The sequence below is a fragment of the Wolbachia endosymbiont (group A) of Colletes cunicularius genome, assembly GCF_964264715.1.
In the GTDB taxonomy this organism is placed as follows: Bacteria; Pseudomonadota; Alphaproteobacteria; order Rickettsiales; family Anaplasmataceae; genus Wolbachia.
Genome location: NZ_OZ183471.1, coordinates 1,463,087 through 1,476,001, shown reverse-complemented (window position 1 = coordinate 1,476,001; position 12,915 = coordinate 1,463,087). Strand labels below are relative to the sequence as shown.

The window sequence follows — 12,915 nt, the reverse complement described above, 5'->3', positions numbered from 1 at the left end:
GAAAAAATACCTTAAGTACATTATTGAATACAAGATGTCAAACTAACACCTCACACTTGTATAGCAATGAAACAGTCGCAGAGGGAATAATAAAGAAATCGCTAGAACTCATAGCACTTAGAGAAGATAAAAAGATCCTATTTGGTATGCCATGTAATGTGTTCTCTGAGAATACATCATTGATAGATCATTTGGTGCGGAGTTTAAATGCCATAAAAATAGAAGAGTTATCCACTTATGAAAGAGATCAACTAGACCTTCTTTTGTCAAAAGTATTCGACCTAGTTTCAACAGGCATTTATATGAGTGAGGAAGCTTTGAAACTCTTACCAACAGATCTGCTAGAGAAACGTAACAATTATCTATCAAATCTAAAACAAATTGTATGTGATAGCATTGAAAACGATAAAAAAGATGGCGTTATACTGGAAAGAGATAATGGACTTTATTGTATACAATGTCCAGAGGAAAGCGTTATCACTCCTGCAAAATTTCTGAGTAATCCAGAATTTCAAAATTTAGATGGAGCATTAAAGATTGGGGAAGGAGATGATGTAATACGAATACAAGATGGAAAATATCATGATATAAAGGGCAGATTCCAGATGACTTTTCCAATAAGCAACAGTGAAAAGATTGTGATAACCTTATCTTCTGAAAAAGCTGACAAGCCCGAAAATGCCTCAAGCTTTGGCAAAATAATGGTGCATATGGATGATAAAAGTTGTGAAATCTTCTCAAAGTATCTTGAAAAGCTAGAAAAAGAACCTCGTATAAGCAAGGTTGTTGAAGCTGCTAAAAGTTTTGTCGAAGAGAAAAACGGAAAACAAAGTGAGCCATTTAGTGTTCTGGAAGAAGTTAGTATATTAAAGCGTTCTCATTGTAATCACCAACATCAAGGTTAAAGTTTTAATAATTGTTATACACATACACTATTGCCACATGCAATAGTGTATGTGTATAGTAGTAGAGTTTGTAAGCTTAATAAAGTCTACAACTAATTTAAAAACTACTTTATCGTATGCAAGGCTTTAAAATACTAGAAAATCTAAAAATCAAAGCACTAGAAGCTGAAAAAGGAGGCGGTTCTAACAGAATCAATAAACAACATGAAAAAGGGAAATTAACTGCTAGAGAAAGGCTCAGTATATTGCTTGATGAAAATTCGTTTGAGGAATACGATAAATTCGTGAAGCATCACGCAACTGATTTTGGCATGCAAAATGCTAATTTTTTAGGTGATGGAGTAGTGATTGGTCATGGTACTATTTATGGCAGAAAAGTTTTCGTTTACTCGCAAGATTTTACTGTCTTTGGTGGGTCACTTGGTGCGTCACATGCAAAAAAAATATGCAAAATTATGGATATGGCAATTAATGCCAGGGTTCCAATTATCGGACTAAATGACTCTGGTGGAGCCAGAATTCAGGAGGGAGTAAATTCCCTTGCTGGTTATGGAGAAATTTTCCGAAGAAACGTAAATGCATCGGGCGTTATACCACAAATCTCTTTAATCATGGGTCCATGTGCAGGTGGTGCAGTTTATTCCCCAGCATTAACTGACTTTACTTTCATGGTGAAAAACAGTTCATATATGTTTATAACCGGGCCAGATGTAGTAAAAAAGGTTACCTACGAAGATGTAAGTTTCGAAGACCTTGGTGGAGCAAAAATTCATACAAGCAAAACAGGAATAGCGGATTTTGCATTCAATAATGATGTTGAAATGCTGCTAAAAATGCGTGAATTCTTTACTTTCTTACCAGCAAATAATCAAGAATCACCGAAACCTGAATCAACCTGTGATTCAGTTAATGATATTGATGAATCTTTAAATACTCTGATTCCTAGCAATCCTAATACTCCTTATGATATGTATGAACTTATTGAAAAGGTGTGCGATGAGAAGAAATTCTTTGAACTAAAACCTGATTTTGCTCGTAATATTATAATTGGTTTTAGTAGGATTGGAGAAAATACTGTTGGTATTGTTGCAAATCAACCTATACACCTTGCAGGATGTTTGGATATTGATTCTTCAAGAAAAGCTGCAAGATTTGTAAGGTTTTGTGACGCATTTAACATTCCGATCATCACACTTATTGATGTTCCGGGGTTTTTACCTGGTACAAACCAAGAATACAATAATATAATACAACACGGAGCGAAACTGCTTTACGCTTACGCTGAAGCGACTGTGCCGAAAATTAGTCTTATCACTAGAAAAGCGTATGGTGGTGCATATATCGTTATGAACTCGAAACATTTAAAAGGTGACATAAATTATGCTTGGCCAACTGCTGAAATAGCTGTAATGGGCCCTGAAAGTGCAGTTGAAATTATATTTAGGCATGAAAAAGACCAGCAAACGTTAATCAAAGAATATAAAGAGAAATTTGCTAATCCATTTTTTGCTGCATCACATGGATACATTGATGACATTATAGTGCCAAGTAAAACAAGGCATCACTTTCACAAAGCATTAGAGCTACTCAAAAACAAGAAAGTAGAAAGGATATGGAAAAAGCATGATAACCTGCCTCTGTAACTTTCTTTTAAGCCTTGCTTGCAAGTTATGCAATATTATAAGTGTAATCAGTGTGCCGTTACCAAGACTCGAACTTGGGACCTCGTCATTACCAATGGCGTGCTCTACCACCTGAGCTACAACGGCAAGTTTATATATTATGATAATGAATAATACAAAAAGGAATAAGGAAAAAGAAGAGGAGAAAAAAAGATTAGCGAAAGCTTTAAAGCAAAATATTTTGAAAAGAAAAAAGCAGCAACAGAGTAGACAAGATGCCAGAACTACCAGAAGTAGAAATAATCTCTAACTTCTTGCTTGATAAAATTAAAAACAAGCAAATTAGCAATGTTATAGTTAATAATTGGAATTTACGTGCCCCAATAACAAAAAATATTGATGATATGCTAAAGGGCAAAGTCATACGCAACATCAAGCGTAGAGGTAAGTATACGATCTGGAATACAGATGGTAGTATGGCTGTAATCATACATCTTGGCATGAGCGGAAAGCTTATATATGCTGACCACGATCAAGTGCAGAATAAGCACGATCACGTGGTATTTTTATTTTCCGACAATACTTCAATAATCTTTAATGATCCAAGAAGATTTGGATTAGTTATTATTTTAAGCGAAGAACAAGAAATAAATTTTTTTGATGGTTTTGGAATAGAGCCCCTCACGGATGAATTCAGTGGAGACTATTTACAGGAATTGCTGAAAAACAAAAAAGTGAATATCAAATCAGCATTAATGGACAATAAATTAATAGTTGGCGTAGGCAACATATATGCTTCTGAAAGTTTGTTTAGAGCCCGCATATCACCACTCAGGTCAGCAAAAGACTTGATCTATAGAGAGTGCGAAAAACTTGCTGCTGAAATAAAAAATACTCTGAGTGATGCAATTGCTGCAGGCGGTTCAACACTGAAAGATTATGCACAGCCATCTGGATCTGCTGGATACTTTCAAAATAACTTTTACGTATATGGTAAAGTTCAAAAACCTTGCAAGATCTGCAACAATATCATAACACTTATACGACAAAATGGCCGTAGCACTTATTTTTGCAATGCGTGCCAGAATTAAGATTTTATTTTTAGATATGACATTCTCACCTGAAAAAGATCCGTTTGATTTGTTTTCAAAGTGGTATAAAGCAGTACTTAATTCTTCATCAACTGCAATGACGCTAGCAACTTGTAGCAAAGACTGTATTCCATCTGCAAGAGTAGTATTACTAAAGGAATATAGTAAAGAAGGTTTTGTGTTTTTCACTAACGTAAACAGTAAAAAAGGGAAAGAATTGACTGAGAACCCCAAAGCTGCATTAGTGTTTCATTGGATAGAATTTGCTAGGCAAGTGCGAATTGAAGGAGATGTTAAACTTCTAAACGATGAAAGAACTGACAAATACTTCTCTTCTCGAGCGCGCGATAGTCAAATTAGTGCATGGTGCTCAAAACAATCGAGCGTTCTGAAAAATTGGCAAGATTTTGAGCAAGCCATCAAATTGAAGGAGAAGGAATTTTACAATACACAAGTTCCTCGTCCTGATTTTTGGGTGGGATTTTGTGTAATCCCAAAAGTAATTGAATTTTGGCAAGAAGGTGAATATAGGAGACACACTAGGTTTAGATATACTCTTATTGAAGAAAGCAATTGGAAAATAGAGCAGCTGTATCCTTAACTACATTCATAGCTCAAGACCCTTCTTATTGAGAATTAGCATAAGAAAAATGGTATTTCGGTGATAGGCAAGGAATTAAAGAAAGTTCTTCCTTTAATTTGAGTATTGTAGCTAACAAAGGTAAGATTTCCTCTTCTGTCATACCAGTGCTTGACACATGAACATTGTGATTTGTAGGTAATTTGCGTAGCAGAGGATGTCATGCCAGTGCGTGACACTGGCATCTAGGATCATCAAAAACGCTGCATTTTAAGACAAAATTAGCTACTTTTAACGTGAATTCTGGATTAAAGGAGAATAGAAGAGGCAAGAAAACAGGGTAAACTCAGCAGTGATAAAAAAATAGATGAGGTTACCCATGGAAGATATAACAAAACTGTTTTGTTTGGTCGATGATTTTTGCAGAGATATAGAGAAAAATTTTGCAGATAAACTACTGCCAAATGGTAAAAACCCCACAAGAACAACGGAAATTGAGCACTCCGAAATCATGACAATAATCCTGCTATATCAACAATCTCCGTGTAAAACTTTCTATCTACATTACCTAACGTTGCTCTACAAATCAGAGTTTCCAAAGTTACCTTCATATACCAGGTTTGTTGCTCTAAAGCCTAGGGTTTTGTGGCATTTAGCAATGTTGTTGCATTGGCTTTGTGGACAGTCAGAAAACACTGGAATTTCATATATAGACACAACTCCCATTGCAGTTTGTCATGCAAAAAGAATATCCAAAAACAAAGTTTTTGCTGGAATTGCAAAATTAAGCAAGAGCACTTACGGCTGGTTTTTTGGTTTCAAATTACATATGGTAATCAATGAAAATGTTGAAATTCATGCACTTACGCTAACAAAAGGCAATGTTGATGATAGGATACCTGTGCCAAATCTGACGGAAAAATTAATCGGTCTTTTGTTTGGTGACAAAGGTTATATTGCAAAAGAGCTTTTTCAGAAGCTGTTTGACCGAGGTTTGAAACTTGTTACCAAGGTGAAAAAAGGTATGAAAAATACATTGATTTCGCTAAATGAGAAGATTTTACTGAGAAAAAGGTCTATCATTGAGACTGTTTTTGGTTACCTAAAAAATAGACTAGAAATTGAACACACTCGCCATAGATCCCCTGTTAATTTTTTGGTTCATATCTTTTCTACTCTCATTTCCTATTCCATCAAATCCACAAAGCCTTCTATTTCCTATACTTTCTTCCTTCCTTAATCCAGAATTCGCGTTTTGAATACAAAAAATACGATTCACAGTATTCGAACGTTTCAGATGAATATAAATTCATCAGTTTAAATTGTGCGAAAAAAGAATGTAATCCAAATCTTTGGGAATTATTTAGTCATCGACCATCGTTTTTTATTACAGAAGAATCTCCTGAACCAGGCTCTCCAGGTCACTATTCAGTTGCCGTGTTCGAATTCATAAGTGGTAAAAAAGGTAGGAAAATGGCTACATTAATTGATGAATTTGGCTCTTTCAATAAAGAGGGTAAGTTTCAGTATTGTGATTACCATACAAAAGCAGAGTATGGTGTTTATGATTCTTCTGAGATTAATCTAAAAGAAATGTATACATGGACAGATGCAAATAGCGAATTTTGTTTTGCAGAAGATGACAATATAACTCTTCATACTATTCCAGAGTTATTGTAATTATACGCACCAAATTAGGAAAGAATGAAGTGAAAAAGGAATAGGCTATAGGATGACAGAAGTTGGCTTTATTAGCTATAGGTGGTATGATACTTAGTCAATTTAAGTAAGCAGATGATCTTAGCTACAAAAGTATTTTTTACCTCATTTGTTTTTGGATTTATTCTTTTTCCCTATTTTATAAAGCTTCTAAAAAAAATAAGTAAAGATGGGCAACCAATTAGATCATGTGGACCAGAAAGTCATTTAATAACAAAAAAGAATGTACCACCTATGGGCGGAATAATAATACTGGTTTCTTCTTTATTACCAATTTTACTCTGGGCTCAGTTAACACCAGAAATCTTGCTGCTGATATTGATAACTCTATTTTTTGCTCTACTTGGATTTATCGATGATTATTTAAAATTGAAGACAAATCACTATCGAGGTTTAAGTGCAAAAACCAAAATACTTATTCAGTTTATTGTAACTCTGGTTAGTATGTCTATACTTAAGCTATACTCTGCTGAAGGTTTTACAAAAATGTCCCTATTTAAAGGAGTAATAATCGACTTTGGCTATCTATATGTTCCATTCGCTGCATTTGTAATTGTCGGCTCTGCTAATGCTGTGAATCTCACAGATGGTTTGGATGGCCTTGTTGCAACTCAAGTCATCACTTCCTTTGCTTTTTTGGGGCTAATTGCATATATAACTCAAGCAGATATGAATATTACTTTATTCTGCATTGCATTTATAGGAGCTATTTTAAGTTTCTTGTGGTTTAACACACATCCAGCAAAAATATTTATGGGTGATGTTGGTAGCTTGTCGGTAGGCGCAGCTTTAGGGTTAACTAGTGTCCTAATTAAAAGAGAAATGCTTTTTGCCGTTATTGGAATAATCTTTATAATAGAGACTCTATCTGTGATTATTCAGATATCATATTTTAAATATACAAAGTTTAAATATGGAGAAGGAAAAAGAGTTTTTCTTATGGCACCAATACATCATCACTTTGAGAAGAAGGGATGGTCAGAAAATGTAATCGTTATGAAATTTTGGATAATTTCTATTATCTGTTCAGTTTTTACTATAACTTTCTTATTATAAAAACCTATGAAATACCCAGACTTTACATTAGAAAATAAATTATCAGGAGTGATAGCAGGAGTGGATGAAGTTGGAAGAGGTCCGCTAGCTGGTCCAGTAATATCCGCAGCCGTAGTGTTTATTGATAGAAATACAATTATTGATGGAATCAACGACTCGAAAAAGTTGACTCCTCAATGTAGGCAAGTCCTATATGAAAAAGTAACATCCGTTGCAAAATTTGGTATAGGAATGGCAAGCGTAGAAGAAATAAATTCATACAATATCTTGCAAGCAACAAAACTTTCAATGAAACGTGCGTTGATAGACCTGGACCTAGAATTAGATTATGTGCTAGTTGATGGTAATCAACCACCTGAAGTGAAATGGCAAGTGAAATCCATAGTGAATGGTGATAATTTGAGTACATCAATTGCAGCAGCTTCAATCGTTGCAAAAGTTACGAGAGATCGGCTTATGCAAGAATTGCACAATAAGCATCCTGAATATAATTGGTATAAAAATAAAGGATATGGGACAAAAGAGCACCTTAACGCTATTGGCCTTTATGGAATTACAGAACATCATAGAAAAAACTTTGCACCCATATCTCGGGCATTATAGCCTTTAGATAGTAATCACTGTATCCGTTCAGCGGAGTGGCAGAATAAGGTAGACAAGGTGATCTAAAAAGATAATCATAGAGCAAAAATGTGGTAAACCTTTTAGAACTTTGCAAAAATTTACAGCAAAGAACAGAAAAGTTAGAAGCAAAAATGGAAAGGCTGGAAAGAGAGAATGAAAGTTTAAAAGCAGAGAACAAGGCTTTAAAGATAGAGAACGCTGAATTAAAGGAAAGGCTTGGTTTAAACTCGAAAAATTCATCTCTACCAAGCTCTAGAGAGTTGTACAAAATAAAAAAGGACAAGCCAAAGAGCGACAGAAACGTTGGTGGTCAGGTTGGTCATAAAGGAAGTTTTCGCGCCAAAATGGATGCAGATGAGGTGATAAAAGTAAAGTTGTCATCTACTTGTGAATGCGGAGGAGGGATTGCAATATGCAAGGGACCGTACATTCATCAAAAAGTTGATCTTCCGGAAATCAAGCCTTATGTAGTGGAATATCAGATGGAGCATGGTCGTTGTCGGAGATGCGGAAAAAGAAGAAGCAGTAAGTTACCAGAAGGTGTTACGTCAGATACATTTGGACCAAGGGTTAAGTCAATAATTGCAGCATTCAGCGGGTTTTACAAAAATTCAAAACGCGAAATAGCGAGTGTCGTAAATGATATCTTCAATTTGAACATAAGCGTCGGTAGCATATCAAATAGTGAACATAGAGTTGCTTCAAAATGCAAAAAAATGTATGAGCAGATCGAACAAGAGATAAGTAGGAGTAAAGTTCTACATATTGATGAAACGAGCCATTATAACAAAGGTAAACTCGCTTGGTGTTGGATGTTTGCAAGCAATACGGCAAGTTTTGTGAAGTTGACAGAGTCAAGGGGAATGAAAGTTTTAAAAAATAGTGTATGCTGCAATCGTAATAGCTTGGTAGTAACTGACAGATATGCAGCATACAATTATTTTTCTGATAAAAACAGGCAAATCTGCTGGGCACATTTATCAAGAGATTTTGAAAGATTAGCCCATAGTTGGAACATTGAGGTCAAAATTCTCGGCTGTTATTTGAGAGATGTTGCCGTTGAGTTGTTTGCACTAAAAAAAGCTTTACTAAAAAATGAGATAGATGTTTTTAGATTTGCCAGACGTGCCAGAAAATTGCGAAAACGTACACGGTATTACTTGAAGCCACTTACCTGAAGCAATTGGAGCTTCTCGAGTTGCGAAAAACATTTTGAAATCTTAGAGCCTGTCTTCAAACTCAAGAATGAGCTAATTTGTGAAGCATAATAGTGATCATATTAAAGAAGATGTTGTTTTTTGAAGTGAGAGGAGAATGCTCATAATCCTTACTCATACGTCTAAAATTGGAGAGCCAAGCAAAGGTTCTCTCAACAATCCAACGTTTGGGAATAACCTGAAATCCTGTATCAACTATTTTCTTGGTAATCGTCAATAAACATCCAGTTTCCAATAAGCAGAGGTTTTGCAATTTACCTGTGTATCCTTGATCAGCAAAAAACTTATGTAATGTTGGAGCTTTGCATTTGGCTTGAACAAAAAGATTTAGTGCACCATCAAGATCCTGAATGCTTGCACTTTGTACTTCAGCAGCAATTACAAGACCTACAGTATCTACAACGATGTGGCGCTTTCTACCCTTTACTTTCTTGCCAGCATCATATCCTCTGGATCCCCTTTTTGAGTAGTTTTTACTGATTGGCTATCTATTATTCCCACTGATGGAGTTTCATTCTTACCAATTATCTCTCTTACTTTTTTAACTAGAAAATCATGAATCTCTTGCCATATTCCACTTTTTTTCAATCGCTAATTACAACTATACACTGTTTTCCATGGTGGAAAATCTTTAGGCAGTTGTCTCCATTGACATCCTGTTCTCATCATATAGCGGATTGCGTTAATAATTGTTCTAATACTATGTTTTCTTGGTCTACCGGTCTTTTTAGGTTCAAAATATAGCTCTATTATCTTCCATTCTTTGTCACTTATATCGCTTGGGTACATTTAAAATATATCTTATAACACACTTCTTAACTCCTTTCTACTTAGTTTGAAGACAGGCTCTTAGATGACCCAGAAAATATTCCGCTGACAAATAACCGTGCTGAGCAACAGATACGACACTACGTTGTTCATCGCAAAAATTCATATTTTACACAATCAAAACGGGGAAACACATTCCTTGAGCGGATAATTTCATTATACTTAACATGGAAACAAAATGGGCTAAACCCTTTCCAAAATCTCCTATCTATTGTTTCTTAAACCACTCTGCTGAACGGATACATGATTTTAAACCTTTTCAATTACGTTTTCAACTATTGCCCTTTGGATCATAAGTGTTCTGTTCTCTTTTTTTTGCTCTTTGCTTAACGGATTCTTTTTCGTTTTCCTGTGCGGTAATACAACATTTTTGTGTATCTTCTGCATTTCCCTGTAGCCGGCATCAGCTAAGGTTTTAGTTTGTGGCAATACTGCTACCTTTGATTTTCTAAACATCCGAAAATCATGTTTTCTACCATTCGCTCAAATGTTGCTTTTTTTACCCCTGTTAAACGTCAAAACTTTTCTCCTTCTAACTTTTCTATTTCCTTATATTTCATGCTTTCAAATACTTGATCTTACACTCCCTCTAACAATCTTGAAAGAAGTCTAGTGAATGGTCACGTTAAAAACATGTTTTTAAATTTTTGCCAAAATCCTGGTTTATTATCATTAACCTTTGTAAATGTTATATTTAAACTGTATTTCGGATCATTTGGCACGTCGTATTTTATGCTAAATGTTGAAACTTTATCGTTATTGTAAATATGTACATCATCACATGATAGCTTTGTTGTGTAACACTTTACATGCTTTTGCTTATCATACACTAAATCACCTGACTCCCTTTCTAGTGCCACAAATTTCGTTTTTTTCTGACATTCCTTCATTTTTATTAAATCCTTATCTAGTGATATTGAAACTGGCAACGTATTTCCGGCATATTCTTTAGCTAAAAGTTCACTTTGAGGATACATTTTTATTTCCCTGCCAAAATGTGAGTCTATGAAATTATTACTCCAAAATTTATCGCCAGAATGCACGTACTCATCAGTAGCATACGGCACCCCACCATAACTGCATTGAACTTTGTAATCTCCAACACCGTTGTTTTGAAAAAAATCATGAATGGCAGTGTAGCTACCGGCAGCATCATTTATATAATCCATTACTTTATTCCTTAAACTTTTAGTTCATTATACCATAATCATTATGCCAATCAATCAAAAAAGCTCTCCCTTGCTGTTTTTAAAACCGATTTTGAGCAAGCGCTCTCGATTAGTTGGGAGCGTATTTATAAGCATACGCGTCAAATTAAGGAAAAATGAGCAAATTTAGTGCACTCAAAGTTGATATTCTTGTTTTTCTATATTTGTCTTTTAAGGAGAATTTTGACCAGGTTGAGATGAGTTTTTTGAGGAAAATTTGTACTTTACTGACTACACAATTTAATGTTAAGAATAGCTCTCTAACTCGCCTTTTAAGCTCAATAAATGCCTTTGTTAAACTAAGTTCTGTGCCCTTTTTTAGTTCTGTACAACCAACTATTCCATGAAATATAAGAATTGCACACAATTTAGCATATAATTCACATAATACCCTATATGGTTTTCCTTTTAGTTTATCAAGTCCTATATGGCTCTTATATAATTTAAATAATAATTCAATTTGCCATCTTACTCGGTAAATTGTTAATACTTGTTCAGCACTAATTTTACTTTTTGGAACATTAGTTATAAATATTGACCAATTCAATAACTTTTGATTCCTTTTGGAAGATGTATATCCATGTGATTTTGCTAATCTATTAGCCTTCCTTCTCCTGGCTATAGACTGTTCTTCAGTTAGCTTTTGACATATAATTCTTACTCTAATCTTTGCTTCTTTTCCCAATAATACCTCAGTTTCTAAAAATAGCTTACCCTCTAAACATTCCAGTAACTCCATTTTTTGATTTGTTTCTATATCATATATATTGGTATCAGATTTATAACGACTAATAAAATAAGCTCCTATTTCCTTAATCTGTTTAAAAGAACTTGGCACAAAATAACCAAGATCAGAGCCTGTCTTCAAACTCAAGAATGAGCTAATTTGTGAAGCATAATAGTGATCATATTAAAGAAGATGTTGTTTTTTGAAGTGAGAGGAGAATGCTCATAATCCTTACTCATACGTCTAAAATTGGAGAGCCAAGCAAAGGTTCTCTCAACAATCCAACGTTTGGGAATAACCTGAAATCCTGTATCAACTATTTTCTTGGTAATCGTCAATAAACATCCAGTTTCCAATAAGCAGAGGTTTTGCAATTTACCTGTGTATCCTTGATCAGCAAAAAACTTATGTAATGTTGGAGCTTTGCATTTGGCTTGAACAAAAAGATTTAGTGCACCATCAAGATCCTGAATGCTTGCACTTTGTACTTCAGCAGCAATTACAAGACCTACAGTATCTACAACGATGTGGCGCTTTCTACCCTTTACTTTCTTGCCAGCATCATATCCTCTGGATCCCCTTTTTGAGTAGTTTTTACTGATTGGCTATCTATTATTCCCACTGATGGAGTTTCATTCTTACCAATTATCTCTCTTACTTTTTTAACTAGAAAATCATGAATCTCTTGCCATATTCCACTTTTTTTCAATCGCGAATTACAACTATACACTGTTTTCCATGGTGGAAAATCTTTAGGCAGTTGTCTCCATTGACATCCTGTTCTCATCATATAGCGGATTGCGTTAATAATTGTTCTAATACTATGTTTTCTTGGTCTACCGGTCTTTTTAGGTTCAAAATATAGCTCTATTATCTTCCATTCTTTGTCACTTATATCGCTTGGGTACATTTAAAATATATCTTATAACACACTTCTTAACTCCTTTCTACTTAGTTTGAAGACAGGCTCTCAGGTCCTCACTATATGGCTTGCCATCATTCTACCTTAATTAAAGCAGTATTATACCTTTTTACACTCCTTTGAGGAAACCTTATTTCGGTTAGCTATAAAGGTAAACTTGGCTGGTGCTGGGTGTTTGCTAATAATGAAGCAAGCCTTATTAAATTAGAAGACACAAGAGGAGTTAAGTTTCTAGAGAGTAGTACATTTTCTAGTTATAAGAATTTGGTTGTTGCCGATAGGTATGCGGTTTACAACTACTTCAGTGACGAAAAAAGACAGATTTGTTGGGCACACTTGCTAAGGGATTTCGAAAGGCTATCTACCCACTTTAAATGGTGCTATATTGGGCCTTAACTTGACGCGTATGGTTAAAT

The 12,915-nt window shown here is 34.8% G+C and carries 16 protein-coding genes, 1 tRNA gene and 4 pseudogenes; 12 read left to right on the top strand and 9 right to left on the bottom strand.

What is annotated here, in order from left to right; all coding sequences use genetic code 11:
- Positions 1–56: 56 nt before the first annotated feature.
- Positions 57–905: a hypothetical protein gene (locus tag ACFELZ_RS08710; protein ID WP_375316174.1), complete on the top strand. Its 849-nt coding sequence runs from the start codon at positions 57–59 to the stop codon at positions 903–905.
- 116 nt (positions 906–1,021) lie between these two features.
- Positions 1,022–2,548 carry an acyl-CoA carboxylase subunit beta gene (locus ACFELZ_RS08705; RefSeq protein ID WP_375316173.1) on the top strand — a complete coding sequence of 509 codons (1,527 nt, stop codon included), beginning with the start codon at positions 1,022–1,024 and terminating at the stop codon, positions 2,546–2,548.
- A gap of 53 nt (positions 2,549–2,601) precedes the next feature.
- On the opposite strand, the gene ACFELZ_RS08700 is transcribed toward ACFELZ_RS08705, so the two are convergent.
- Positions 2,602–2,674 (bottom strand) — tRNA-Thr (locus ACFELZ_RS08700).
- 19 nt (positions 2,675–2,693) lie between these two features.
- Between ACFELZ_RS08700 and ACFELZ_RS08695 the strand changes: the two genes are divergently transcribed.
- The 8 genes and pseudogenes from ACFELZ_RS08695 to tnpC all read left to right on the top strand — a co-directional run.
- Complete coding sequence (locus ACFELZ_RS08695) at positions 2,694–2,837, top strand: hypothetical protein (protein WP_265033862.1); 144 nt, start codon at positions 2,694–2,696, stop codon at positions 2,835–2,837.
- Complete coding sequence (gene mutM / locus ACFELZ_RS08690) at positions 2,803–3,618, top strand: bifunctional DNA-formamidopyrimidine glycosylase/DNA-(apurinic or apyrimidinic site) lyase (RefSeq protein ID WP_375316172.1); 816 nt, start codon at positions 2,803–2,805, stop codon at positions 3,616–3,618. The genes ACFELZ_RS08695 and mutM overlap by 35 nt, the downstream gene beginning before the upstream one ends.
- A gap of 16 nt (positions 3,619–3,634) precedes the next feature.
- Positions 3,635–4,219 (top strand): pyridoxamine 5'-phosphate oxidase, encoded by a 585-nt coding sequence (gene pdxH / locus ACFELZ_RS08685; protein WP_375316171.1) that lies wholly within the window; start codon positions 3,635–3,637, stop codon positions 4,217–4,219.
- 358 nt (positions 4,220–4,577) lie between these two features.
- Positions 4,578–5,438, top strand: coding sequence for an IS982 family transposase (locus ACFELZ_RS08680; RefSeq protein WP_375315786.1), 861 nt, complete (start codon positions 4,578–4,580; stop codon positions 5,436–5,438).
- 233 nt (positions 5,439–5,671) lie between these two features.
- A complete protein-coding gene (locus ACFELZ_RS08675) occupies positions 5,672–5,878 on the top strand; it encodes a hypothetical protein (RefSeq protein WP_375316170.1) in 207 nt (68 codons plus the stop codon).
- A gap of 114 nt (positions 5,879–5,992) precedes the next feature.
- On the top strand, positions 5,993–6,973 hold the full coding sequence (gene mraY / locus ACFELZ_RS08670) for a phospho-N-acetylmuramoyl-pentapeptide-transferase (RefSeq protein WP_375316169.1): 981 nt from the start codon (positions 5,993–5,995) through the stop codon (positions 6,971–6,973).
- A 6-nt stretch (positions 6,974–6,979) separates the two neighbouring features.
- The gene (locus ACFELZ_RS08665) at positions 6,980–7,576 is read left to right on the top strand and encodes a ribonuclease HII (protein ID WP_375316168.1); all 597 of its coding nucleotides are present in this window, start codon (positions 6,980–6,982) and stop codon (positions 7,574–7,576) included.
- Between the two features lie 89 nt (positions 7,577–7,665).
- A pseudogene (tnpC, locus tag ACFELZ_RS08660) lies at positions 7,666–8,818 on the top strand (IS66 family transposase); the annotation flags it as partial.
- A gap of 18 nt (positions 8,819–8,836) precedes the next feature.
- Here tnpC and ACFELZ_RS08655 read toward each other — a convergent pair.
- Genes ACFELZ_RS08655 through ACFELZ_RS08645 form a run of 3 tightly spaced genes read right to left on the bottom strand, consistent with a single transcriptional unit; the run spans position 8,837 to position 9,603 of the window.
- Positions 8,837–9,220, bottom strand: coding sequence for a transposase (locus ACFELZ_RS08655; protein WP_375316621.1), 384 nt, complete (start codon positions 9,218–9,220; stop codon positions 8,837–8,839).
- A 17-nt stretch (positions 9,221–9,237) separates the two neighbouring features.
- Positions 9,238–9,402 (bottom strand): hypothetical protein, encoded by a 165-nt coding sequence (locus ACFELZ_RS08650; RefSeq protein ID WP_375315781.1) that lies wholly within the window; start codon positions 9,400–9,402, stop codon positions 9,238–9,240.
- A 3-nt stretch (positions 9,403–9,405) separates the two neighbouring features.
- Positions 9,406–9,603 carry a transposase gene (locus ACFELZ_RS08645; RefSeq protein WP_375315805.1) on the bottom strand — a complete coding sequence of 66 codons (198 nt, stop codon included), beginning with the start codon at positions 9,601–9,603 and terminating at the stop codon, positions 9,406–9,408.
- 54 nt (positions 9,604–9,657) lie between these two features.
- Between ACFELZ_RS08645 and ACFELZ_RS08640 the strand changes: the two are divergent.
- Positions 9,658–9,864, top strand: a pseudogene (locus tag ACFELZ_RS08640) (IS66 family transposase); the annotation flags it as partial.
- Positions 9,865–9,891: 27 nt separating this feature from the next.
- Here the strand turns inward: ACFELZ_RS08640 and ACFELZ_RS08635 are convergent.
- From ACFELZ_RS08635 to ACFELZ_RS08615, 5 genes and pseudogenes are all read right to left on the bottom strand, one after another.
- Positions 9,892–10,071 (bottom strand): transposase family protein, encoded by a 180-nt coding sequence (locus tag ACFELZ_RS08635; RefSeq protein WP_375316167.1) that lies wholly within the window; start codon positions 10,069–10,071, stop codon positions 9,892–9,894.
- Between the two features lie 191 nt (positions 10,072–10,262).
- On the bottom strand, positions 10,263–10,811 hold the full coding sequence (locus ACFELZ_RS08630; RefSeq protein ID WP_375316166.1) for a hypothetical protein: 549 nt from the start codon (positions 10,809–10,811) through the stop codon (positions 10,263–10,265).
- 145 nt (positions 10,812–10,956) lie between these two features.
- A pseudogene (locus ACFELZ_RS08625) lies at positions 10,957–11,706 on the bottom strand (IS4 family transposase); the annotation flags it as partial.
- Positions 11,707–11,720: 14 nt separating this feature from the next.
- Entirely contained in the window at positions 11,721–12,104 is a 384-nt protein-coding gene (locus ACFELZ_RS08620; RefSeq protein WP_375316621.1) for a transposase, read from the bottom strand.
- A gap of 17 nt (positions 12,105–12,121) precedes the next feature.
- A complete protein-coding gene (locus ACFELZ_RS08615) occupies positions 12,122–12,487 on the bottom strand; it encodes a transposase (protein ID WP_375315821.1) in 366 nt (121 codons plus the stop codon).
- A 159-nt stretch (positions 12,488–12,646) separates the two neighbouring features.
- Here ACFELZ_RS08615 and ACFELZ_RS08610 point away from each other — a divergent pair.
- A pseudogene (locus tag ACFELZ_RS08610) lies at positions 12,647–12,862 on the top strand (IS66 family transposase); the annotation flags it as partial.
- Between the last annotated feature and the right edge of the window lie 53 nt (positions 12,863–12,915).

Coding starts and splice junctions, on each gene's coding strand:
- ACFELZ_RS08630 (WP_375316166.1), bottom strand. CDS start 10,811: ATGGATTATATAAATGATGCTGCCGGTAGCTACACTGCCATTCATGAT.
- ACFELZ_RS08680 (WP_375315786.1), top strand. CDS start 4,578: ATGGAAGATATAACAAAACTGTTTTGTTTGGTCGATGATTTTTGCAGA.
- ACFELZ_RS08675 (WP_375316170.1), top strand. CDS start 5,672: ATGGCTACATTAATTGATGAATTTGGCTCTTTCAATAAAGAGGGTAAG.
- ACFELZ_RS08705 (WP_375316173.1), top strand. CDS start 1,022: ATGCAAGGCTTTAAAATACTAGAAAATCTAAAAATCAAAGCACTAGAA.
- mraY (WP_375316169.1), top strand. CDS start 5,993: ATGATCTTAGCTACAAAAGTATTTTTTACCTCATTTGTTTTTGGATTT.
- ACFELZ_RS08645 (WP_375315805.1), bottom strand. CDS start 9,603: ATGTACCCAAGCGATATAAGTGACAAAGAATGGAAGATAATAGAGCTA.
- pdxH (WP_375316171.1), top strand. CDS start 3,635: ATGACATTCTCACCTGAAAAAGATCCGTTTGATTTGTTTTCAAAGTGG.
- ACFELZ_RS08665 (WP_375316168.1), top strand. CDS start 6,980: ATGAAATACCCAGACTTTACATTAGAAAATAAATTATCAGGAGTGATA.
- ACFELZ_RS08615 (WP_375315821.1), bottom strand. CDS start 12,487: ATGTACCCAAGCGATATAAGTGACAAAGAATGGAAGATAATAGAGCTA.
- ACFELZ_RS08695 (WP_265033862.1), top strand. CDS start 2,694: ATGAATAATACAAAAAGGAATAAGGAAAAAGAAGAGGAGAAAAAAAGA.
- mutM (WP_375316172.1), top strand. CDS start 2,803: ATGCCAGAACTACCAGAAGTAGAAATAATCTCTAACTTCTTGCTTGAT.